This is a genomic window from Sphingomonas sp. S-NIH.Pt3_0716, from assembly GCF_003950715.1.
GTDB classification, from domain to species: Bacteria; Pseudomonadota; Alphaproteobacteria; order Sphingomonadales; family Sphingomonadaceae; genus Sphingobium; species Sphingobium yanoikuyae_A.
This window is the reverse complement of the sequence record NZ_QLJK01000004.1, coordinates 162,765-183,774: the sequence shown is the minus strand read 5'-3', so window position 1 is coordinate 183,774 and position 21,010 is coordinate 162,765. Positions and strand designations below refer to the sequence as shown.

At 65.9% G+C, this 21,010-nt stretch carries 21 protein-coding genes; 9 read left to right on the top strand and 12 right to left on the bottom strand.

Annotated elements, in window-relative coordinates; genetic code table 11:
* Positions 1 to 123 precede the first annotated feature (123 nt).
* Genes BRX37_RS04755 through BRX37_RS04745 form a run of 3 tightly spaced genes read left to right on the top strand, consistent with a single transcriptional unit; the run spans position 124 to position 2,911 of the window.
* Entirely contained in the window at positions 124 to 465 is a 342-nt protein-coding gene (locus BRX37_RS04755; RefSeq protein ID WP_125985720.1) for a DUF485 domain-containing protein, read from the top strand.
* Positions 462 to 2,168 (top strand): cation acetate symporter, encoded by a 1,707-nt coding sequence (locus tag BRX37_RS04750; protein WP_125985719.1) that lies wholly within the window; start codon positions 462 to 464, stop codon positions 2,166 to 2,168. Before BRX37_RS04755 ends, BRX37_RS04750 begins: the two co-directional genes overlap by 4 nt.
* 44 nt (positions 2,169 to 2,212) lie before the next feature.
* The gene (locus BRX37_RS04745; RefSeq protein ID WP_125985718.1) at positions 2,213 to 2,911 is read left to right on the top strand and encodes a DUF899 family protein; all 699 of its coding nucleotides are present in this window, start codon (positions 2,213 to 2,215) and stop codon (positions 2,909 to 2,911) included.
* Between the two features lie 110 nt (positions 2,912 to 3,021).
* On the opposite strand, the gene BRX37_RS04740 is transcribed toward BRX37_RS04745, so the two are convergent.
* On the bottom strand, positions 3,022 to 4,581 hold the full coding sequence (locus BRX37_RS04740; RefSeq protein WP_125985717.1) for a S10 family peptidase: 1,560 nt from the start codon (positions 4,579 to 4,581) through the stop codon (positions 3,022 to 3,024).
* Between the two features lie 221 nt (positions 4,582 to 4,802).
* Between BRX37_RS04740 and typA the strand changes: the two genes are divergently transcribed.
* The 3 genes from typA to BRX37_RS04730 all read left to right on the top strand — a co-directional run bounded on the left by typA (position 4,803) and on the right by BRX37_RS04730 (position 8,181).
* Positions 4,803 to 6,620, top strand: coding sequence for a translational GTPase TypA (typA, locus tag BRX37_RS04735; protein WP_004210140.1), 1,818 nt, complete (start codon positions 4,803 to 4,805; stop codon positions 6,618 to 6,620).
* A gap of 107 nt (positions 6,621 to 6,727) precedes the next feature.
* Complete coding sequence (locus BRX37_RS26615; RefSeq protein WP_004210141.1) at positions 6,728 to 6,898, top strand: hypothetical protein; 171 nt, start codon at positions 6,728 to 6,730, stop codon at positions 6,896 to 6,898.
* A 107-nt stretch (positions 6,899 to 7,005) separates the two neighbouring features.
* Positions 7,006 to 8,181 carry a hypothetical protein gene (locus tag BRX37_RS04730; RefSeq protein WP_318276607.1) on the top strand — a complete coding sequence of 392 codons (1,176 nt, stop codon included), beginning with the start codon at positions 7,006 to 7,008 and terminating at the stop codon, positions 8,179 to 8,181.
* On the opposite strand, the gene BRX37_RS04725 is transcribed toward BRX37_RS04730, so the two are convergent.
* From BRX37_RS04725 to BRX37_RS04710, 4 genes are all read right to left on the bottom strand, one after another.
* Positions 8,178 to 9,542 (bottom strand): ATP-binding protein, encoded by a 1,365-nt coding sequence (locus BRX37_RS04725; RefSeq protein WP_318276606.1) that lies wholly within the window; start codon positions 9,540 to 9,542, stop codon positions 8,178 to 8,180. The genes BRX37_RS04730 and BRX37_RS04725 overlap by 4 nt on opposite strands.
* Positions 9,539 to 10,300 carry a response regulator gene (locus BRX37_RS04720; RefSeq protein ID WP_004210145.1) on the bottom strand — a complete coding sequence of 254 codons (762 nt, stop codon included), beginning with the start codon at positions 10,298 to 10,300 and terminating at the stop codon, positions 9,539 to 9,541. The genes BRX37_RS04725 and BRX37_RS04720 overlap by 4 nt, the downstream gene beginning before the upstream one ends.
* Before the next feature lie 14 nt (positions 10,301 to 10,314).
* The gene (locus tag BRX37_RS04715; RefSeq protein ID WP_125985714.1) at positions 10,315 to 11,217 is read right to left on the bottom strand and encodes a dioxygenase family protein; all 903 of its coding nucleotides are present in this window, start codon (positions 11,215 to 11,217) and stop codon (positions 10,315 to 10,317) included.
* 115 nt (positions 11,218 to 11,332) lie between these two features.
* A complete protein-coding gene (locus BRX37_RS04710; RefSeq protein WP_318276605.1) occupies positions 11,333 to 12,613 on the bottom strand; it encodes an MFS transporter in 1,281 nt (426 codons plus the stop codon).
* A gap of 128 nt (positions 12,614 to 12,741) precedes the next feature.
* On the opposite strand from BRX37_RS04710, the gene BRX37_RS04705 reads away from it, so the two are divergent.
* The 3 genes from BRX37_RS04705 (at position 12,742) to BRX37_RS04695 (ending at position 15,972) form a co-directional block, all read left to right on the top strand.
* Entirely contained in the window at positions 12,742 to 14,055 is a 1,314-nt protein-coding gene (locus BRX37_RS04705) for a NupC/NupG family nucleoside CNT transporter (protein WP_004210148.1), read from the top strand.
* Positions 14,056 to 14,122: 67 nt separating this feature from the next.
* Entirely contained in the window at positions 14,123 to 15,178 is a 1,056-nt protein-coding gene (locus BRX37_RS04700; protein WP_125985713.1) for a DUF1176 domain-containing protein, read from the top strand.
* An 83-nt stretch (positions 15,179 to 15,261) separates the two neighbouring features.
* Complete coding sequence (locus BRX37_RS04695; protein ID WP_164522409.1) at positions 15,262 to 15,972, top strand: HAD family hydrolase; 711 nt, start codon at positions 15,262 to 15,264, stop codon at positions 15,970 to 15,972.
* Positions 15,973 to 15,985: 13 nt separating this feature from the next.
* Here BRX37_RS04695 and BRX37_RS04690 read toward each other — a convergent pair whose 3' ends face one another.
* The 7 genes from BRX37_RS04690 to BRX37_RS04660 form a co-directional block, all read right to left on the bottom strand.
* Positions 15,986 to 16,291, bottom strand: a complete 306-nt coding sequence (locus BRX37_RS04690; protein ID WP_125985711.1) for a type II toxin-antitoxin system RelE/ParE family toxin — start codon at positions 16,289 to 16,291, stop codon at positions 15,986 to 15,988.
* Positions 16,288 to 16,536 carry a ribbon-helix-helix domain-containing protein gene (locus BRX37_RS04685; RefSeq protein WP_235654653.1) on the bottom strand — a complete coding sequence of 83 codons (249 nt, stop codon included), beginning with the start codon at positions 16,534 to 16,536 and terminating at the stop codon, positions 16,288 to 16,290. Before BRX37_RS04685 ends, BRX37_RS04690 begins: the two co-directional genes overlap by 4 nt.
* 347 nt (positions 16,537 to 16,883) lie before the next feature.
* Positions 16,884 to 17,840 carry an L-histidine N(alpha)-methyltransferase gene (gene egtD / locus BRX37_RS04680; protein WP_125985710.1) on the bottom strand — a complete coding sequence of 319 codons (957 nt, stop codon included), beginning with the start codon at positions 17,838 to 17,840 and terminating at the stop codon, positions 16,884 to 16,886.
* Between the two features lie 5 nt (positions 17,841 to 17,845).
* The gene (gene egtB / locus BRX37_RS04675) at positions 17,846 to 19,114 is read right to left on the bottom strand and encodes an ergothioneine biosynthesis protein EgtB (protein WP_125985709.1); all 1,269 of its coding nucleotides are present in this window, start codon (positions 19,112 to 19,114) and stop codon (positions 17,846 to 17,848) included.
* 93 nt (positions 19,115 to 19,207) lie between these two features.
* Positions 19,208 to 20,062, bottom strand: coding sequence for a GGDEF domain-containing protein (locus BRX37_RS04670; protein ID WP_004210153.1), 855 nt, complete (start codon positions 20,060 to 20,062; stop codon positions 19,208 to 19,210).
* 126 nt (positions 20,063 to 20,188) lie between these two features.
* Positions 20,189 to 20,764 carry a cob(I)yrinic acid a,c-diamide adenosyltransferase gene (locus tag BRX37_RS04665; RefSeq protein ID WP_125985708.1) on the bottom strand — a complete coding sequence of 192 codons (576 nt, stop codon included), beginning with the start codon at positions 20,762 to 20,764 and terminating at the stop codon, positions 20,189 to 20,191.
* Between the two features lie 6 nt (positions 20,765 to 20,770).
* Positions 20,771 to 21,004: a twin transmembrane helix small protein gene (locus tag BRX37_RS04660; protein WP_004210155.1), complete on the bottom strand. Its 234-nt coding sequence runs from the start codon at positions 21,002 to 21,004 to the stop codon at positions 20,771 to 20,773.
* Positions 21,005 to 21,010 lie beyond the last annotated feature (6 nt).

Genomic DNA, 21,010 nt, shown 5'->3' with positions numbered 1-21,010 from the left:
TGTCATATGTGCATAAAACAGTAAGGCCGCAAGTCTCTCTCCGTGCAGATATAGGCGCTCGGGCCATGCCATTGCAATCGGGGGACGTCTGGTTAGCATGGCGCAAAGACCAGAGGAGAGTGAATGACGCAGCAGGAAGGGCATGCCCCGGCCGATCCACAGGCCGCGATGATCGCGGCGGTGGCGGCCGATCCCCGTTATGGCGAGTTGGTGGCGCGGCGGGCGCGGCTGGGCTGGTGGCTGTCGGCGATCATCTTCGCCGCCTTTGTCGGCTATCTGGCGCTGATCGCCTTCGACAAGGCGCTGCTGGGCATGCCGATCGGCGATGGCGTCACCTCGATCGGCATCCCGATCGGCCTTGGCCTCATCCTGCTCGCGATCGCGCTGACCGGCCTCTATGTCGCTTATGCCAACCGCCATCATGACGCGCAGATGGCCGCGATCCTCAAGGATCATGGCGCATGAGGGCGCGGCTTGTCGGCGCGCTCGCCCCCGTTCTTGCCCTGGTGCCCACTCCCGCCTTCGCCGCCGCGTTGGAGGGGGAGGCGCAGCGTCAGCCGATCAACTGGGTGGCGATCGCGATGTTCGTCGCCTTTGTCGGCCTGACCCTGTGGATAACCAAGGCGGCGGCCGCGCGCACCCGCACCGCATCGGACTTCTACACCGCCGGAGGCGGTATCAGCGGTTTCCAGAACGGCCTCGCCATGGCGGGCGATTATATGTCCGCCGCCTCCTTCCTCGGCATATCGGCGCAGATCTTCACCGACGGCTATGACGGCCTCATCTATTCCACCGGCTTCCTCGTCGGCTGGCCGATCCTGCTGTTCCTGATGGCGGAGCGGCTGCGCAACCTTGGTCGCTTCACCTTTGCCGATGTCGCTTCCTACCGGTTCGCCCAGCCGCCGGTGCGCAGCTTCGCGGCCATCTCCACCCTGCTGGTGGTCAGCTTCTACCTGATCGCCCAGATGGTGGGCGCGGGGCAGCTCATCAAATTGCTGTTCGGCCTGCCCTATGCGGTGGCGGTGGTGATCGTCGGCGCGCTGATGATGCTCTATGTGCTGTTCGGCGGCATGCGCGCGACCACCTGGGTCCAGATCATCAAGGCGGTGCTGCTGCTGGGCGGCGCCAGCTTCATGGCGCTCATGGTGCTGGCCCAGTTCGGCTTCTCGCTCGAAGCACTGTTCGCCCGCGCAGTCGAGGTGAAAAGCGCAGCAGCGCAGGCGGCTGGCGCGTCGCCGGCCGAAGCCGCGGCAAAGGGCCGGGCGATCATGGCGCCGGGCGGCTTCATCAAGGATCCGGTCTCGGCCATATCCTTCGGCCTCGCGCTGATGCTCGGCACGGCCGGCCTGCCGCATATCTTGATGCGCTTCTTCACCGTCCCGGACGCCAAGGAAGCGCGCAAGTCGGTGTTGTGGGCGACGGGCTGGATCGGCTATTTCTATATCCTCACCTTCATCATCGGCTTCGGCGCGATCATCCTGGTCGGCACCGACGCCGGCTACAAAATGACCGACGGCACGCTGCGCGGCGGCGGCAATATGGCGGCGATCCATCTCGCCCATGCGGTCGGCGGCAATGCGTTCCTCGGCTTCATCTCGGCGGTTGCCTTCGCGACGATCCTGGCGGTGGTGGCGGGGCTCACCTTGTCGGCCGCCTCGGCGGTCAGCCATGACCTCTATGCCACGGTGCTGAAACAGGGACGGGCCAATTCGGCCGACGAACTGCGCGTCTCGCGGATCACCACCCTGGCGCTGGGCGCGCTGGCGGTGCTGCTGGGGCTGCTGTTCGAGAAGCAGAATGTCGCCTTCATGGTCAGCCTCGCCTTCGCGCTGGCGGCATCGGGCAATTTCCCGGTGCTGATCCTGTCGCTGCTGTGGAGCGGCTGCACCACCCGTGGCGCGGCCTGGGGCGGCACGATCGGACTGCTGACGGCCTTCGTCCTGACGCTCCTGTCGCCGGCGGTGTGGACCACCACCTTCGGCCTCGGCCCGGCACCTTTCCCCTATAGCTCGGCGGCGATCTTCTCGGTCCCGGCCGGCTTCATCGCCATCTGGCTGATCTCCCGGCTCGACCGATCGCCCCGCGCGGCGGTGGACAAGGCCGGCTATCCGGCCCAGCGGGTGCGGGCGGAAACCGGCATCGGTGCCTTCGCTGCCAGCGACCATTGAACCTTCTCCTCCCGCGCCGCGTTCGGCGCGGGAGGAGAGAGGCCATGGACCAACAACTGACACCGGCCGCCGATATGGCGGCGCATCGCCAGCCGGCATTCCCCGGCGAAAGCGCGGACTATGCGAAGGCGCGGCAGGATCTGCTGGCGGCGGAAATCGACTTTCGCCGCCACATGACGCGCCTGACCGCCCAGCGCCAGGCACTGCCGCCCGGCCCGCTGATCGAAAAGGATTATCGCTTCAAGGACGAGCAGGGCTTCGAGGTCGGCCTGCTCGACCTGTTCGGCGACAAGGATGTGCTGGTCAGTTACTATTGGATGTATGGGCCCGAACGCGAGCGGCCCTGCCCGATGTGTACCAACTGGATCGGCGCGGTCGATGGCAATGCCGCCGACATCAAGCAGCGCGTCGCCTACAAGATATTGAGCCGCAGCCCGGTCGAACGGCAATTCGCCTTCGCGCAGGAGCGGGGCTGGCGCAACACCGACTTCATCCAGACGATCGGCGACGATTATGCGCGCGATCTCGACCTGCTCCAGCCGGACGGCGAATATCCTGCGCTGATCGTTTATCGCCGCGACGGCGATCAGGTGCGGCTCTTCTGGATGAGCGAGATGGGGCGCGAAATGGCCGATCCCGGCCAGGATCCCCGCGACGCGCCCGACATCGCTGCGCTCTGGTCGATCCTCGACCTCACGCCGCAGGGGCGGCCGGCCGACTGGTATCCGAAGCTGCGCTATTGACCCTCGCCGTCATCCCCGCGGAAGCGGGGATCCATCTCCCGACGATGCAACTATGCGCCAAGTCAGGAGATGGGTTCCCGCTTCCGCGGGAATGACGACGGGAAATCAGGTCAGCGCGCGCCCTCGGCGTAGTAGCGCTCCATGTCGAGCCGCATCTGGTGCAGCGCTTCCGGGTTCAGATAGACCATGTGGCCCGCCGGATAATATTTGAACTGCAGGTTCGGCCGCAGCGCCGGCTCCAGCATCATGTGCTTGAGGTCGCGCTCGGTCGAGAAGAAGGGCGTCGCCATGTCATAATAGCCGTTCAAGGACAGCACGCGCAGATGCGGGTTGATGCGCATCGCGGTGCTGAGGTCGGCGGTGACGTCGGCGACATTCTGCTTGCGACCCGACGGCGGCTCATGGCTCCAGTCCCAGTTGAAGGCGCCGCCTTCCCGCGCGCTCAGCCGATAGCTGAGGTCGGTCTGATAGCCCAGCTTGTTGGTCAGCTGATCCAGGAAGCTGCCGACATAGAGGCCGCTGATCGCGGTATCCGACGGATCATATTCGGGATCCTCGCCCGCCGCATCCTCGTCGATCCCCTTGTAGCGGCTGTCGAACCGACCCAGCGTTTCGCGCCCGTCACGCAGCAATTCCTTGCGGAAGCGGCTGAGGCTGACGCGCAGATTGGCGCGCTTCAAATAATCGACCGACAGGCCGGTGAAGCGGCTCATCTGCTGGGCGACGGTGTCCTCTTCCTGGGCGCTGATGTCCTGCCCCTTCAGCAGCGCGGCGGCATAGGGGCCGTTGGCGAACTGGCGCGCCTCCTCGACAAAGGCTTCCAGGCTGGCCGGGCGGCCGCCGGGTACCCGGTTATGATACCAGGCGGTCGCCGCATAGCTGGGCAGATAGCCTATATGGATGGTGTCGAAACCCGACTGGCGGATACCATAGTTCATGATCGACGACAGCAGGATGACGCCGTTCAGCGCCATGCCGCGATCTTCCAGCTGATAGGCGAGCGCCCCCGAGCGGGTGGTGCCATAGCTTTCGCCGAAAATATACTTGGGGTCGCCCCAGCGGCCATATTTGGTGGTGTAGCGCAGGATCGCCTTGGCAAAGGCATCGACATCCTGGTCGACGCCATAGAAGTCGGCGCCCTTGGCATCGCCCAGCGGCCGCGAATAGCCCGATCCCACCGCGTCCAGGAACACCATGTCGGTGCTGCCGATCAGGCTGTCGGGATTGGGACCGACATCGAAGGGCGCGGGCGCGACCGCTTCGGGATTGCCGGTGCGGACATGATCGGGCGCAAAGCTGCCCATGCGCAGCCACAGCGAGGCCGAACCGGGACCGCCATTGTAGAAGAAGGTCAGCGGCCGATGCTTACCGGGCGCGGTATAGGCGGTGTAGAAGACGCTGGCGGTCGGCTTGCCCTGGGCGTCGCGGATGGTCAGCGTGCCGGCGGTCGCGGTGTAGGCGATCGACTTGCCGTCGACGCTCGCCGTGCCCTTGCTGGTCTTGGTCACTTCCTCGACCGGGGCGCTGGCCCAGTTCTTGGCGATCTCGTCCGCCGTCTGTTCGGCATGCTGCTTGGCGGCGTCGGGCGCGCCATCCTTCTGGGCGAAGGCAGGGTGGGACAGGGAAAGGGCGAGGAGGGAAGCAAAGCCAAGGGTGGCGGTCAGCCGCATGGGATGTCCTTTTCTTTTCAGGGTGCGAACCTGACGCGGTGTCATAGGGGGCTGCCACAGCGGGGCAAGGGAAACATCATAACATGACAGGATATTCATCTGCGCGCCGGCCGATCCTTCCGCTGCCCTTGCCGCATCGCGTCATTTCCTGTAGGGGCGCGCCCGAAGCCTCTGCGCGGCCTTGTGTCGGCCAGGGGAGCCCCATATCCCAAAGGCAAGACATGTCCCTGCGTAATATCGCGATCATCGCGCACGTCGACCATGGCAAGACCACGCTCGTCGACCAGCTTTTCCGCCAGTCCGGCACCTTCCGCGACAACCAGCGCGTCGAAGAGCGCGCCATGGACTCGAACGACCTGGAAAAGGAACGCGGCATCACCATTCTGGCGAAGCCCACCTCGGTCGAATGGAACGGCACCCGCATCAACATCGTCGATACGCCCGGCCACGCTGACTTCGGCGGCGAAGTGGAGCGCATCCTCTCGATGGTCGACGGCGTGATCCTGCTGGTCGACTCGTCGGAAGGCGCGATGCCGCAGACCAAGTTCGTGACCGGCAAGGCTCTGGCCCTGGGTCTGAAGCCCATCGTCGTCGTCAACAAGGTCGACCGTCCCGACGAGCGCATCCAGGAAGTGCTGGACGAAGTGTTCGACCTGTTCGTGACGCTCGACGCCACCGACGAACAGCTCGACTTCCCCGTCCTCTACGCCTCGGGCCGCAACGGCTATGCCAGCGAGGATTCGCAGCGCCGTGAAGGCACGCTGGAACCGCTGTTCCAGAAGATCGTCGACCATGTCCCGCCGCCGTCGCTGGACCAGGACGCGCCGTTCAGCTTCCTCGTGACGCTGCTCGACCGCGACAACTTCCTGGGTCGTATCCTGACCGGCCGCGTCCAGTCGGGCACGGTCAAGGTCAACCAGCCGATCCACGCGCTCGACGCTGAAGGCAATGTGATCGAAACCGGCCGTGCGTCGAAGATCATGTCGTTCCAGGGCCTGGACCGCGTGCCGGTCGAGGAAGCCAAGGCAGGCGACATCATCTCGCTCGCCGGCCTGACCGTCGCGACCGTGGCCAACACCATTTCCGACCCGCAGGTCAGCACCCCGATCAAGGCGCAGCCGATCGATCCGCCGACCCTGTCGATGCGCTTTGCCGTGAACGACTCGCCGATGGCCGGCCGTGAAGGCAGCAAGGTGACGAGCCGCATGATCCGCGATCGTCTGGCCCGCGAAGCCGAATCCAACGTCGCCATCAAGGTGACGGAATCGGACGACAAGGACAGCTTCGAAGTCGCCGGCCGTGGCGAGCTTCAGCTGGGCGTTCTCATCGAAACCATGCGCCGCGAAGGCTTTGAACTGGGCATTTCGCGTCCGCGCGTGCTGTTCGGCGAAGACGAAAATGGCGGCAAGACCGAGCCTTACGAAACCGTCGTCATCGACGTGGACGATGAATTCTCCGGCACGGTCGTCGACAAGATGAACATCCGCAAGGCCGAGATGACCGACATGCGTCCCTCGGGCGGTGGCAAGACCCGCATCACCTTCTCGGCGCCTTCGCGCGGCCTGATCGGCTATCATGGCGAATTCCTGTCCGACACGCGCGGCACCGGCATCATGAACCGCCTGTTCGAGAAGTACGGCCCCCACAAGGGCAAGATCGAAGGCCGCAAGAATGGCGTCCTCATCTCGAACGGCGCCGGCGAAGCCAATGCCTATGCGCTGGGTCCGCTGGAAGATCGCGGCATCCTGTTCGTCGGCGTGGGTGAAGCCCTCTATGAGGGCATGATCATCGGCGAAAACGCCAAGCCGGAAGACCTCGAAGTCAACCCGATGAAGTCGAAGGCGCTGACCAACTTCCGCGCCAGCGGCAAGGACGACGCCGTCCGCCTGACCCCGCCGAAGAAGATGACGCTGGAACAGGCGATCGCTTACATCGACGATGATGAAATGGTCGAAGTCACGCCCAAGACCATCCGTCTGCGCAAGCGCTACCTCGATCCGAACGAGCGCAAGCGCATGAGCCGTTCGAAGGCCGCCTGATTTATCAGGGTGGCCCATATGAAGGCCGCCTGATTTTCGGCTAGACAAGATATGAAAGGGCCGGTGTCGCGAGGCGCCGGCCCTTTTCCTTTATCCAGGAGGCTGCAATGGCCGATCTCTATCTCAAGGCGCTGGAATCCGAGCGGCGCAAATTATGGGCCGAATGCCGCCTCAAGGGCCTGCCCAAGGGCACGCCGGAACGCGAGCGGATCGTCGAGATCGACGCCCTGCTCAAGGCGCACAAGGCCAAGAAGGACGGCAAGTCCGCCAACCCGTGACGGCCGCCATTTTCCGGTCGGCTCAGCATAAATCCCGATAGGCGGGAAGGGCATGCTTCCTATCGTCGCGGTTCGGATGAGCCGAGGCGAAGCGGAAAGGCGTGCAAGTGACCAACGAAGCGGACGCGGAGGGGCACGACCTGTTCGAATGGGGGCCGCCACGCGGGCTGCCTGGCCTTGTCCGCCTGTCGGTGCCGGCCCTGCCCACGGTCCGCGCCCGCGCCCTGCTTGCGCTGGCGGTCGGCTGGTTGCCGCTCCTGCTGCTCATCCTCGTCCTGCCGGGCCATGACCGGGCCGGCGACCTGCGCCATTTCCTGCGCGACATCGGGGCACATGCCCGCTTCGCCTTTGCCGTGCCGCTCCTGCTGGTCGCCCATGTCGAAACCGCGCGGCGGCTGGGCGCGGTGGTGCGCCATTTCGCCATTTCCGGGCTGATCCCGCCTGATGCCGGGGACGGATTGAAGGCTGAACTGGCCAGGGCGCGCGCGGCGGTGCGTGCGCCGGTCGCCGAACTGCTGGTGCTGCTCGCCGCCTATGCGATCATCCTGTGGCTGTTCGCGACCGGCATTTCGAACCATGGCCTGCCGGCCTGGACCATCGCCGGGCCGGGGCGGCTATCGGCGGCCGGCTGGTGGCATATGCTGGTCAGCCTGCCGCTGTTGCTGACGCTGCTCATGGGCTGGCTCTGGCGCATCCTCGTGTGGACGCGGCTGCTGCACAAGGTCGCGGCCATGGACCTGCGGCTGGTCGTCGCCCATCCCGACAATGCCGGCGGTCTGGGCTTTCTGGCCCAGTCGGTCCGGGCCTTCGGCACCTTTGCGCTGGGGATCGGCTGCATCACCGCGGGCCGCTTCGCCAACGTCCATCTCCAGGGCGCTGCGACGCCGATGACCGGCGGCTTCCTGATCGGTGGCACGGTGGCGCTGGTGCTGCTGCTGTGCGTTGCGCCGCTGGGCGTGTTCCGCCCGGTCATGGCACGGGCCTGGCGGCGCAACGCGATGCATTATGGCGCGCTGGCGGTGGCGCTGGGTCGGTCGTTCGAGGATCGCTGGTTCGATGGCAGCGCGAAGGAACAGCCCGATCTTCTCTCCGCGCCGGATTTTTCGGCGGCGGCCGACCTCTATGGCGTGGTCTCCAACGTCTATGCCATGCGTTTCCTGCCGGTCGACCTGCGCAGCCTGCTGATCCTGATCGCGTCGACGCTGGCACCTTTTCTGGTGGCGATGTTCCTGTCGATGCCGACTGCGATGGTGCTGCAGGAACTGAAGGGGATGATGCTTTAGCGGTCGAGCGGCAGGATCACCGTGGCGCGCAATCCGCCCTCGGCTCGGTTGGCAAAGCCGATGCTGCCCTCATGTCCCTCGGCAATGGTGCGGGCGATCGACAGGCCCAGGCCCACGCCACCGGTCTCGCGATTGCGCGAGGCTTCGCCGCGATAGAAAGGTTCGCACAGCCGGTCGAGAATCTCGGACGGAACACCGGGGCCGGAATCGACCACATCGACGATCGCCCGGTGGCCCTCGACGCGCAGGCTGACCCGTGCCGATCCGCCATAGCGCACCGCATTCTCGACCATGTTGCCGATGCAGCGGCGCAGCGCGAGCGCGTCGCCCTCTATCACTGCGCGCTGGCTGGCGGTGACGACGACATCATGGCCCATGTCGGCCAGGTCGTCGGCCAGCGTCTCGACAATCGCCGACAGGTCGATGCGCGCGCGCCGGCGCCCTTCGGTCCCTTCGCGCATGAAGTCGAGCAGGTCGGTGACCATCGCCCGCATTTCCTGCACATCCGCCTGCGCCTTGGCGCGCGGGCCATCGGGCAATTGTTCCAGGCGGAAGGACAGGCGCGTCATCGGCGTGCGCAGGTCATGGGCGATCGCCACCAGCATGGCGGTGCGTTCCGACACATAATCGGCGATCCGCGCACGCATGTGATTATAGGCGATGCCCATGGCGCGCACCTCGGGCGGGCCACCGATCGGCAGCGGCTCTGCGCGTTCGGGGCGCTCGCGCGCGGCCCCTTCGGCCAGCAGGCGGATCGGCTGGGTGATGCGCCGCGCCACCCAATAGGCCGGCAGCAGCAGCAGGATGAAGATGCCCGCCATCAGCGACAGGGTGATCGCATACCAGCGCCAGTTCGGCCCCTGCCGCCCCAGCAGCACCGACCAGTTCTTGCCATCCTCGCGCACGGCCAGGGCAAAGCTGCCGCGCAGCATCATCCGGCCGGGGTCGAATTCCATCCCCATGTCGGGCCGGGGCTCGCCTTCCGGTCCGGGACGCGGCATGCCGATCGGCGGTCGTTCCTGGATCAGCGCCACCGCATTGGCCGGCACGCCCAGCAGGCCGGCAATGCGCTCGGCCCCCGCATGGTTGCTTTCCTGCCCCGCGTCGGCCGTAGGCGCGCGATCGGATTGATAGCGGCTGATCTGCCAGCTTCCGGGTGGCTGGGTGCCGCCGCGCAGCAGGCCGGTCGCCTCCACCAGCATCATCGGCCGGGCATGGGGCGGCGGGCCGCGAAAGGCGACCAGCATCATCGCGCCCAGCGCCAGCAACAGGGTGGCGGCGACCAGAAAGACGATCCGCGTCAGGATCGAGGGGTTGTAGCGCCCCCGCTCGCCGGCGCCCGGCAGCATCGCCGGGCTCACGCCGGGCGGACCTCGGCGGTGAACATATAGCCTTCGTTGCGGATCGTGCGGACCAGTTCGTCGCCCATCTCACCACGTTCCAGCTTGCGGCGCAGACGGCTGACCTGGACATCGATCGCCCGGTCATAGCTTTCCGCGTCGCTGCCGGCCGAATAGTCGAGCAACTGGTCGCGGCTCAGCACCCGGCGCGGATGCTCGATGAAGGCGCGCAGCAGGCGGAACTCGCCATCGGTCAAGGTGACGACGACATTGTCAGGGTCGGTCAGCAGGCGCACGCCCATGTCGACCTGCCAGCCGGCAAAGCGCAGCCGCTGCCCGGCGGGCACCTGCGGTTCCGATGTCTGGCGGCGATTGCGGCGCAGCACGGTGCGGACGCGGGCGAGCAGTTCGCGCGGATTGCACGGCTTGGGCAGATAATCCTCCGCCCCCATTTCCAGCCCGACGATCCGGTCGATATCGCCGCCGATCGCCGACAGCATGATGATCGGCAGGTCGCCGCTCGCGGCCAGTCGGCGCAGGATCGACAGCCCGTCCTCGCCGGGCATCATCACGTCCAGCACCGCGATGTCGAAAGTCTGCGCCGCCAGCGCCTGATCCATCGCCACACCGTCCGCGACCGCGGTCACGGCAAAGCCATGCTGCTCCAGAAAATCCGACAACAGGATGCGGATGTCCGCATCATCGTCGACCACCAATATGCGCGATCCGTCCATATTGGCGGTCAGCATATCGATTGAAGGCGATCCCTGCAAAGTCATCCGCATAATTCCTGTCAGATAGCGATGCCGACCGTCACCGTGCCGGTGAAGCCATTGGTCGTATCGCCGGTCATGGTGGGCGTCATCGCCGCGACCTGGGCCGACGTGTTGTCGCCGAACACATTGTCGCTGCTGGTGGTGATCTTGGCGAAGTTGGTCTTGCTGCTGGAATAGCCGCTGGTCGCATAGACCGTGTTGCAGGCCTCCGTCGGCATCGCGAACTGCGACGTCAGCACGCGATTGGCATAGCTGGTCGCCTTGGCGAGGCTGGGATAGACCTCGAAATGGATATGCGGGAAGCGCCCGTCATAGCAGCCGGGGAAGATGCTGGTGAAGGTCACCTGGCCATTGGCATCGGTCACGCCCACGCCGCGCAGGTAATTTTCGCCCGGCACGGTATAGAGCGAATAGAGGCCGTCGCGGGTGCAATGCCAGATATAGACGGCATAGCCCTCCAGCGGCGCGCAGCTGCCATTGACGTTCACCACCGTGATGGTGAGCTGCATATAGATGCCCTCGGCCGTGCCGCTCGACGATCCGAAGCTCGACCGGATGTCGGTGCGCACGATGCCGGTATCGTCCAGCACATTGACGACGCTGCCATTGCTGCTGTTGGACCCGTCGGCCGGATAGGGGCCGTTGGTTTCCTCCGGATCGGCGATGCAGCTGCTCGACGTCGGGGTCGGCGTGGGTGTTGGCGTCGGGGTAGGGGTGGGCGTCGGCGTGGCGGTCGATGTGTCAGTGTCGCTGTCACTGCCGCCGCCACCGCAGGCGGTGATCAGCGCGGCGCTGCCGGCCGAAAAGAGCAGGCGCAGCGTGCGGCGCCGGCCCATCGCCTCGCCGGCCAGCTTGCGCATCTGCGCCAGGTCATCGGCCAGGCCATGGCCATGGTCGTCGTGCGCGCCATCCTGCATCATCTCGCTCTACCCTTCTGTCGTCTATGGACTGTCAGAAGGACAGGACTAGGCGCGCCATATATCCCCGCGATGTCTCGACGTGGCGGCTTTGTAGCGCTTTATGTCAATGGTCCCTTCAATGGCCGCGCGGCCGGGCAAAGGCCGGGCGTGGCAGGCTGGCAAGCGCCAGGCTGCTGCCGACCATCAGGACAAGCGTTATCCACAGGAAGGGCGCGTAATTGCCGAAGCGGTCGAAAATCGCCGACGCGCCCAATGGCCCGGTGGCGGTGCCGACCGACAGCGCCATCAGCAGCCCGCCATAAAGGCCGCCAAAGGTCTTGAGCCCGAAATGCTGGGTGGTGAGATAGACGATCACATCGACCTCCGCGCCCAATGTCAGGCCGATCAGTGCGGCCGCTGCGATCAGCAGTGCGACATTGTTTCCGGCGCCCAGCAATAGCAGGCTGGCAGCCGCCGGCAGCAGGAAGACGCCGGCACCGACCAGCGATCCGCGGAACCGGTCGAGCAGCAGCCCGGTCGCCAGCCGGCCGATGATCGAACAGAGGCCCACGACCGAGGCTATGCCGGCCGCCCGCATCGGGTCCGCGCCGCGATCGGTCAGGATCGGCACGAAATGCACGACCAGCGCGATGATGGTGAAGGTGAAGAGCAGGCTGGCGAGCAGCAGGCGATGATAGATGGAGGAGCGCACCCCCTCCGCCAGCGTGGCACCGATCGCGGGCACTGCGGCATTGGCCGTCTCGGCCTCGCCGCGCCGCCGATCTCGCGCGCCACGAAAGAAGAGGAAGATCAGCGGAAAGCTGCACGCCGCCCAGATCGCCGCCTGGATCGGCGCGGCGCGTTGCCAGCCATATTGGCCGATCAGCCAGCTGCCCATTAGCGGAAAGATGGCGACCGCGATCGATGCGCCGCACAGGGTGATGGCAAAGGCCAGGCCGCGTGACGCCTCGAACCGGGTGGCGACGGCGCTGGTCCAGATCGTCGCCTGCACCGGCAGGGTGGCGAGCGCCAGCAGCGCCCAGAGCAGATACCATTGGCCGGGGCTGCCGGTCGCCGTGCCCAGCAGGGCAAAGGCGCCACAGGTCAGCAGCACGCCGACTAGCCCGAAGATGCGTGGCCCCAGCCGGTCGACCATCAGGCCGATCGGCACGGAAAAGACGGCCTGGACCAGGGTGGACAGGGTCAGGCCCACCGTCACCTGCGTCCGCGTCCAGCCGAACTGGTCGCTGATCGGCTGGATATAGGGGCCAAGCCCATAGATATGGATGACGCTGGTGGCATAGCCGAGCGCGGCCGCGATCGGCAGCGTATAATGACGCCGCCATTCCGTAGCGGCACCGGGCTTGTCGGTTTCCATCAGCATCGCCTCTCCCCATCGCATCTTCTGTGTCGTCATGGTTCTGATCGATTTGCCGATAAAAAGCGAGGCTATCTCATTTATATCGCGGGGCGGGATTCCCTGCTGGTTTCCGCGCGCTGGCCCTGTATAGTCGCGCGGTTTGCCCATTCCCGCGAAAGCGCTTCATGCATCTTCTTATCGGCCTCGCCGGCATATTGCTGATTCTTGCCATTGCCTTTGCCCTCTCTTCCAACCGCCGCGCGATCCGGCTGCGCGTGGTCGGCGCGGCCTTCCTGCTGCAGGCGGGGATCGCGCTGCTGGTGCTCTATGTGCCGGCCGGACGCGCCATCATCGCGGGCATGTCGCATGGCGTCGCCAATCTGCTGGGCTATGCGCAGGCGGGGACCAATTTCATCTTCGGCCCGCTGGCGAAGCCCGAAATCGGCGGCGCCAGCTTCGCCATCGCCGCGCTGCCGGTGATCATCTTCTTCGCCAGCCTGGTGTCGATCCTCTATTATCTGGGCATCATGCAGTTCATCGTCCGCTGGGTCGGCGGCGCGATCGAGAAGGTGACGGGCGTGTCGAAGGTGGAAAGCCTGTGCGCCGCGGCCAACATCTTCGTCGGCCAGAGCGAAAGCCCGCTGGTGATCCGTCCCTATCTCGCCGGCCTCAACGGGCCGCAGCTGTTCGCGGTGATGACCAGCGGCATGGCGGGCGTCGCCGGCACGATCCTCGCTGCTTATGCCTCGATGGGGATCAAGATCGACTATCTGCTCGCGGCCAGCTTCATGGCGGCGCCCGGCGGCCTGCTGATGGCCAAGATCATGATGCCCGACGAACCGGAATGCGAACCGGAATTGCCGCTGGAGGATGATATCCACCTGCCCGAAACGCGCCGTGCGGCTGCGGTCGCGGCGGTGCTGAATGCGGAAACCACGCCGGGCGAACCCATGCCCGTCGCCACCCATGACGAGGAAAAGCCCGCCAACATCATCATGGCTGCGGCGCAGGGCGCCCAGACCGGCGTCAAGCTGGCCGTCGCCGTCGGCGCCATGGTGCTGGCCTTCGTCGCGCTGGTGGCGCTCGCCAACGGCATCCTGGGCGGCATCGGCGGCATCTTCGGCTATCCCGAACTCAGCTTCCAGCAGCTGCTCGGCTATGTCTTCTCGCCGGTCATGTATCTGCTCAACATCCCCTGGAACGAGGCGCAGGTGGCTGGCGGCCTGTTCGGCACCAAGGTCGTGCTCAACGAATTCGTTGCCTATATCAACCTTGGCCAGGTGCAGGACGGCCTCTCGCCCTCGACCATCGCCATCATCACCTTTGCCCTATGTGGTTTCGCCAATTTCAGCTCGATCGCGATCCAGATGGCGGTGACCGGCAACCTTGCCCCCAATCAGCGGCCGATGATCGCCAAGCTGGGGCTGAAGGCGCTGGTCGCCGGCAGCCTGGCCAATCTGATGAGCGCCGCGCTGGCCGGGTTGATGTTAAGCCTTTAACCAAATCATTTCGATTACTTAACAGAGGCCCTACCCCCGGCTTAACAAATCGGTTATGGTTAACGCTATGGGGGAATTCAGATTTTTCGCGGCCGTCTTAACGGCCATCGGCACCATTGGCATGGCAACGGCGCAGACCAACGCGCCCGCGCCCAAGCCGGGCACGCTTGAAACCTACAAGGACTGGACCATCGGTTGCGACAATCGCAACCGGTGCGAGGCGGTGTCGCTGCTGCCCGGTAGCGACTGGCCCGACAATCCGGTGATGGTCGGCGTCGCCCGTTCGGCTGGTCCCGATGCCGCGGCCGAAGTCTGGGTCAGCCGCGATGCCAAGGGTTCTTCCGACGTCAGCTTCCTGGTCGACGGCCGCAAGGTCGCGACGGTGACCGCGCGCGATGGCGATGCCACCCTGCGCGGGCCGCAGGCGTCGGCGCTGGCGATCGCGATGGCGCGCGGCAGCACGATGGAAGTGCGCACCGGCAACCGGTCGCTCGGTCGTCCCTCGCTTGCGGGCGCGGGCGCGGCAATCCGCTACATGGATGCGCGCCAGGGCCGGGCCGGCACCACCACCGCGCTGGTCGCGACCGGGCCGCTCGGTCCGCTGGCGGTGCGGGTCGCGCCGCCGACGCCGGCGATCCATCGCGCGATCATCGCGACGGGCGATGCCCCGTCCGCATTGTGGCGCGAGGAGCGGACCGCGCTCGGCAAGTTCACCGGCTGCACCGACGAGATGGCGAACGGCCAGTCCGAACTGCATCGCCTGTCGAAGAATGACACGCTGATCCTGGTTCCCTGCGGCGCTGGCGCCTATAATTTCACCACCGTGCCTGTGATCGCCAGCGGCATTCCGGGTCGCCGCAGCTTCCGCTTCGCGCCGTTCGACTATGCGCCCGGCTGGGGCACGGAGGAGATCGGCCATCCCACCCTGGTCAATGCCGGCTGGGCGCCTGAAAAGTCGCTGCTGCAGAGCTTCGCCAAGGGGCGCGGCATCGGCGATTGTGGCACCAGCCAGACCTATGTCTGGGATGGCAGCCGCTTTCGCCTGACCGAAGCGACCAGCATGGGCGAATGCCGTGGCGCCTGGCGCTGGATCCCCGTCTGGACCGCGCAGGTCGTCGAATAGCACGCGGCTGCAATAGGAAAATTGCAGCCCCGATGGCGCGCTTTGCAATGGAAATATTGCAGCGCACACACCATATGAAGGGCATGGCAAGCACCGCATCCCTTTCCGACGCGCCGCCGCAAGCCGCCGCTGCGCTGCCCAACCCGATCCGCGCCGTCATCTTCGACATGGACGGCACGCTGCTGGATACGGAGGCCGCGCATCGCGACGCCTTCGCCCGCACCGGCGCGGCGATGGGCTGGCCGATGTCGGACGAGATGCTGCTGTCGATGGTCGGTATCCATCGCGACGAGAATCTGCGGATGCTGGCCGACCGCATGGGGCCGGACTTTCCGGTCGATCAATTCTATGCCGACAGCGACGCGCTGTTCGTCGCCGCGCTGGAGGCCGGCATTCCGCTGCGGCCGGGCGCGGAGGTCATATTGGATCATCTGGCCAGCGCCGGCATTCCGATGGCGATCGCGACTTCGACCATGGCTCCCTATGCCCAGCAGCGGCTGGAGAAGGCCGGGCTGCTTCCTTATTTCCAGACCGTCGTCACCCGCAATGACGTCGACCGCCCCAAGCCCGACCCGCAGCCCTATCTGCTGGCGGCTGAGCGGCTGGGCGTCGATCCGGCCGATTGCGTCGCGGTGGAGGACAGCCATGCCGGCGTCCGCGCCGGCGTGGCGGCGGGCATGGCGACGGTGATGGTCCCCGACCTCCTGCCGCCGACCGAGGAACTGGTCCTGGCGGCCAGCGCGGTCCTGCCCAGCCTGCACGACCTGCGCGACCTGCTGCTCGCGACGGAATAGGCTGGGGGCGGCTTCAGGGTGTCTGAAGCATCGGTCCCAGATCGCGCACCGCATGGATGACGCGCTGGACGGTGACCATCTCTCCGTCCACATGATAGGCGATCAATAGCCGGCGCTCGAAGGTCAACGTCCTCAGGCCCGTGATCAGATCATCGCGCGGAGATCCGCGATCGGGGAAGTCGGACAGTGCGGCAACGCGCTCCTCGATCCGGGCCAGATAGCGGTCGGCCGTGGCCAGGTCGGCTTCCGCACGCACCCAATGGTGGATCGCAATCAGATCCTCGATCGCCAATGCCGACAATTGGACATGATGGCTCATGCCTCGTCGATCGCGGCCCTGACCTGCGCAAATGCCTTGTCGAGCGGCATCGGGGGGCGAGGGTCGGCCAGCGCTTCTGCCACGCGGACGCGCACCAGTTCGTCCAGCACAGCCTCTTCCCGATCCAGCGCGCGCAGACCGGCGCGCATGACTTCACTCATGGATGCATAGCGGCCGGATGCCAGATGGCGCTCGGCATGGGATGTCATTTCGCCCAGCGTCACGGTGATTGCTTTCGCGGCCATGCCTGCCTCCATTCCGATATGATTTTATCATATCGCATCTTCGGCTCCGATGCCAGTTGCCGGGCCGCAGCAAGAGTTTCGCCCTCGCTTTCCTACTCAGCCTTTCTCTGATTTATCATCGGCAATGGAAGCCGCGCTCCATTCCCACCCCGCACCATGGCGCTTCAGCCGCCCGGTGTCGCTTCGCTGTCGCGTCCGTGTCGCGTCGAAGGCGCGTCGCCCTGACCCGATTGTCGCGTCCCTGTCGCTTCACCGGCGCGTTGCAGGCGCATAGCCGGGGCATTTGGCCGAAATCAGCCCTACGACACTGTGAACTTCGACTGTCGCGTGAAATTCCCCGGCAGATTCTATCCCGCCTTCGCCAGCACCAGCGCGAACAGGCCGTCCGGGTCCATCCATTCGGCCGTGGGTTCCCACCCGCCCGCGCGCAGCAGCAGCCGTTCGTCGCGCGCACCATATTTATGGCTGCTCTCGGTGTGAATCGTCTCGCCGGCCTTCATGTGGAAACATTGGCCCGCGACATGGAAATGCAGCGGTTCGGTCGCTTCCAGATGCATCTCGATCCGCGCCTTCTCGTCATTCCAGATGGCGCGATGGGCAAAGGCCTCGACCGGCAGGTCGCCCTCCAGTTCGCGGTTGATCCGCACCAGCAGATTGCGGTTGAAGGCGGCGGTGACACCGGCTTCATCGTCATAGGCGGCGATCAGTCGGTCGCGATCCTTGATCCGGTCCATGCCGATCAGCAGCATTGCCTCGTCACCCAACAACCTGCGCATCGCGCGCAGCAGGTCGACGGCGGTGTCGGGTTCGCTGTTGCCGATCGTCGAGCCGGGGAAGAAGCCGAGCCGCGGCAGTCCGTCGATCGCATCGGGCAGGGCCAAAGCGCCGGTGAAGTCGCCGACCAGCGGCAGCACCGGCAGGCCGGGAAAGGCGCTCGCCAGTTCGGCGCTGCTGGCGCGCAGGAAATCGCCGCTGATGTCGATCGGCACATAGGCGGCGGGATTGATCGCGCGCAGCAGATGCGGCGTCTTGCGCGCGCTGCCCGCGCCGAATTCCATAACCGCCCGACCGGGGCCGATCGCGGCGGCGAAATCATCGCCATGGCCGGCCAGCAGCGCGGTTTCGGTGCGGGTCGGATAATATTCGGGCAGGTCGGTAATATCCTCGAACAATTCCGATCCGCGCCGATCATAGAACCAGATGGGCGGGGTCGCCTTGGGGGATCGGGCAAGGCCGGCCAATATGTCGCGGCGGAATGCCGGGTCGATGGTGCGGGCGGCGGGCATGTCATGTGTCAGCAGCATGGGGCTTACAGATCCTTGGCCAGCCGCAGTCCCGTGAACTGCCAGCGTTGATGGGGGTGGAAGAAATTGCGGTAACTGGCGCGGACATGGCCGCGCGGGGTGGCGCAGCTGCCGCCCTTCAGCACGAACTGTCCGGACATGAACTTGCCATTATATTCGCCGACCGCACCGGGGGCGGTGCGAAAGCCGGGATAGGGGCGATAGGCGCTGCCGGTCCATTCCCACACATCGCCGAACATCTGGGTCAGGCTGGTGCCGTCTTCGGCGGCGCGGGGGCGGGGGCAGGCGGCGCCGTCCAGTTGCTCGCCACTGGTCGGCGCGATGTTGAGCGCCGCGCTTTCCCATTCCGCCTCGGTCGGCAGGCGCGCGCCCGCCCAACTGGCATAGGCATCTGCCTCATACAGGCTGATATGGCAGGCCGGGGCGGCGGGATTGACCGGCTGGCGTCCGTCCAGGCCGAAACGGGTCCAGCCCTTCTCGCTGCGCTGCCAGTAGAGCGGCGCCTCTATCCCTTCCGCCTGGACCCAGGCCCAGCCATCCGACAGCCACAGCGCCGGATCACGATAGCCGCCATCCTCGATGAAGCTGATCCATTCGCCATTGGTGATCGGCCGGTGGGCCAGGGCATGGGGGCGCAGGAAGACCTTGTGGCGCGGCCCCTCGCAATCGAAGGCGAAACCGGCCTTGCCGTCGTCGCCGATCTCGACCAGCCCCTCGCGCCCCTCGATCCAGTGCAGCGGTCCGGGCACCGGCGCGGGCATCGCCCTGGGTGCATCGAACAGGGCGGGCGCGATGGGATTGAGCGAAAAAAGATGCTGCAGGTCCGTCAGCAGCAATTCCTGATGCTGCTGCTCATGCTGCAGCCCCAGCGTCACCAGCGTGCAGGCGGCCTCCGGCAGATGTGGCATGGCGGCCAGCAGCGCTGCATCGACATGGGCGCGATAGGCGCGCACCTCGTTCAGGCTCGGCCGGGTCAGCATGCCCCGCATCGGCCGGGCATGGCGGGGGCCTTCCGCCTCATAATAGCTGTTGAACAGATAGGCGAAGCGGTCGTCGAAGGGGCGATAGCCCTCGACATGATCGCGCAGGACGAAGGTTTCGAAGAACCAGCTGACATGGGCCAGATGCCATTTGGCGGGCGATGCGTCGGGCATCGACTGCACCGTGGCATCCGCGTCGGACAGGGGCGCTGCCAGCGCCTGCGTCAGGGCGCGGACGGCGCGATAGCGTTCCGCCAGCGCGTCCTGTCCGGGCTGGATCCAGATTTTGGCCATGCACGCCCCTTTCGATACGGTTGCACCGCTCTCGCAAGGGGTAAGCGCATGACCGGGCAGGTCGGTTCCTTGCCGGCCCGCTGCGGCGCAGAATCAGGCGGCGGTGCGCTCCGGCCGGGCACGGCGCAGCTGGTTGCGGCCATTGGCCTTGGCTTCGTACAGCGCCTGGTCGGCAAGGCGCAGCACCTCGTCCATCTCCTCGCCCTTCCAGCGACAGATGCCGGCGGAAAAGGTGATCGGTCGGCCATCGACATCGCCCAGCGGATGCTCGCGAATCTGTTCGGCCAGGCGAGCCAGCGACCAGCTCGCTTCATCCTCGATGCAATGCTGGAAGAAGACGGCGAATTCCTCGCCGCCCCAGCGCGCGACCATGTCGATGCGCCGGATCTGGGCCGACAGGCGGGTGGCGAAATCGCGCAGCACCCGGTCGCCCTCGTCATGGCCCAGCCGGTCATTGACCTGCTTGAAATGATCGATGTCGATGATCGCGATGCAGCCCTGGCGCTTTTCGACCGGCAGCTCGTCGATCTGCGCCAGCAGGCCGCGCCGGTTGGCGATGCCGGTCAGCGGATCTTCATGCGCCGCCACCTGCAATTCGTCCATCTGCGCGCGGGTCGATGTCGCGGCGCGGTGGACGCCGGCATAGAGGGTGCGGATCACGTCGCCGACTTCAGGCAGGACCGGCGCTTCCGGACTGTCGGGGCGCAACGTATCGGCCAGCGCATGGATCGGGCTCAGCAGCGCGCCGATCCCCATCAGTGCCATGATCGTGCCGACCAGCGTGGCGCCAAGCAGCAGCAGGAACTCGGCCAGTGCGATCCGGCCGGTGGCCATGCCCCAGCTGATATAGCCGATCAGCGGCAGATGGGTCGCGACGAAACAGAGTGCGAACAGGCGCAGGCGCAGGCTGCGCGGAAAGATGAAGGATGTTGCCAGATAGAATTGCATCTTGGCCCTCTCACTAATTGCGAATAACCCGCAAATTTGGAGAATTGGCTAAACGCGCTCTGAATGAATAGGGTTAATGTTGCGCTGCAAGACAAAGCGTGGCCGATGGTAGTCAGGCCGTTGAAATCAGACCTGTCTTGACGCGCCCGGCACCCATTTGACGTCGCGGGCACCATTGTCGTTCAGCCGGCGGGCAAGCACGAACAGCAGGTCGGACAGGCGGTTGAGATAGGCCAGCGCCTGCGGATTGAGCGCGACATCGATGGCGGCGGCCGTCGCGCTGCGCTCGGCCCGGCGGGTGATCGCACGGGCGAGATGGACCGCGGCGGCGGCCGGACTGCCGCCCGGCAGGATGAAGCTGTCGAGCGGAGCCAGATCGGCGTTCATGTCGTCGATCTGCTGCTCCAGTCGCGCGACCTGGCTGGCAATGATGCGCAGCGCCCAGGGCTCGTCCGCGCCGTCCGGGATCGGGGTGGCGAGGTCCGCGCCCAGATCGAACAGGTCGTTCTGGATGGTGGTCAGCCAGGCCGCTTCGGGCCTGTCGCCGATCGCCAGGATGGCGAGGCCGATCGCGCTGTTCGCCTCGTCCACGTCGCCCACCGCCTGCATGCGCGGCGCATGTTTGGGCAGGCGCGACCCATCGACCAAGCCGGTGGTGCCCGCGTCCCCGGTGCGGGTGTAGATCTTGTTGAGCTTGACCATCAGCCCTCAGCCGTTGCCCTTCATCATCAGCAACAGGGCGATGATGATGACGGCGCCGGCCTGGAACAGGATGCGGTTCATCATCATCCGGTTCTGCTTCAGGCTGGACGGGCGCGGCGCCCCCTCCGGCAGGTTCAGTTCCTCCTTCGTCGCCTGGAGGAAGGCGATGATGCCGCGGACAAGCGCGAACAGGGTCGCGGCCATGGCAAGGATCAGGGCGATGACGAGCACGGTAGTCATGGGGGG

Coding starts and splice junctions, on each gene's coding strand:
- BRX37_RS04755 (WP_125985720.1), top strand. CDS start 124: ATGACGCAGCAGGAAGGGCATGCCCCGGCCGATCCACAGGCCGCGATG.
- BRX37_RS04750 (WP_125985719.1), top strand. CDS start 462: ATGAGGGCGCGGCTTGTCGGCGCGCTCGCCCCCGTTCTTGCCCTGGTG.
- BRX37_RS04745 (WP_125985718.1), top strand. CDS start 2,213: ATGGACCAACAACTGACACCGGCCGCCGATATGGCGGCGCATCGCCAG.
- BRX37_RS04740 (WP_125985717.1), bottom strand. CDS start 4,581: ATGCGGCTGACCGCCACCCTTGGCTTTGCTTCCCTCCTCGCCCTTTCC.
- typA (WP_004210140.1), top strand. CDS start 4,803: ATGTCCCTGCGTAATATCGCGATCATCGCGCACGTCGACCATGGCAAG.
- BRX37_RS26615 (WP_004210141.1), top strand. CDS start 6,728: ATGGCCGATCTCTATCTCAAGGCGCTGGAATCCGAGCGGCGCAAATTA.
- BRX37_RS04720 (WP_004210145.1), bottom strand. CDS start 10,300: ATGACTTTGCAGGGATCGCCTTCAATCGATATGCTGACCGCCAATATG.
- BRX37_RS04715 (WP_125985714.1), bottom strand. CDS start 11,217: ATGATGCAGGATGGCGCGCACGACGACCATGGCCATGGCCTGGCCGAT.
- BRX37_RS04710 (WP_318276605.1), bottom strand. CDS start 12,613: ATGACGACACAGAAGATGCGATGGGGAGAGGCGATGCTGATGGAAACC.
- BRX37_RS04705 (WP_004210148.1), top strand. CDS start 12,742: ATGCATCTTCTTATCGGCCTCGCCGGCATATTGCTGATTCTTGCCATT.
- BRX37_RS04700 (WP_125985713.1), top strand. CDS start 14,123: ATGGGGGAATTCAGATTTTTCGCGGCCGTCTTAACGGCCATCGGCACC.
- BRX37_RS04695 (WP_164522409.1), top strand. CDS start 15,262: ATGGCAAGCACCGCATCCCTTTCCGACGCGCCGCCGCAAGCCGCCGCT.
- BRX37_RS04690 (WP_125985711.1), bottom strand. CDS start 16,291: ATGAGCCATCATGTCCAATTGTCGGCATTGGCGATCGAGGATCTGATT.
- BRX37_RS04685 (WP_235654653.1), bottom strand. CDS start 16,536: ATGGCCGCGAAAGCAATCACCGTGACGCTGGGCGAAATGACATCCCAT.
- egtD (WP_125985710.1), bottom strand. CDS start 17,840: ATGCTGCTGACACATGACATGCCCGCCGCCCGCACCATCGACCCGGCA.
- egtB (WP_125985709.1), bottom strand. CDS start 19,114: ATGGCCAAAATCTGGATCCAGCCCGGACAGGACGCGCTGGCGGAACGC.
- BRX37_RS04670 (WP_004210153.1), bottom strand. CDS start 20,062: ATGCAATTCTATCTGGCAACATCCTTCATCTTTCCGCGCAGCCTGCGC.
- BRX37_RS04665 (WP_125985708.1), bottom strand. CDS start 20,764: ATGGTCAAGCTCAACAAGATCTACACCCGCACCGGGGACGCGGGCACC.
- BRX37_RS04660 (WP_004210155.1), bottom strand. CDS start 21,004: ATGACTACCGTGCTCGTCATCGCCCTGATCCTTGCCATGGCCGCGACC.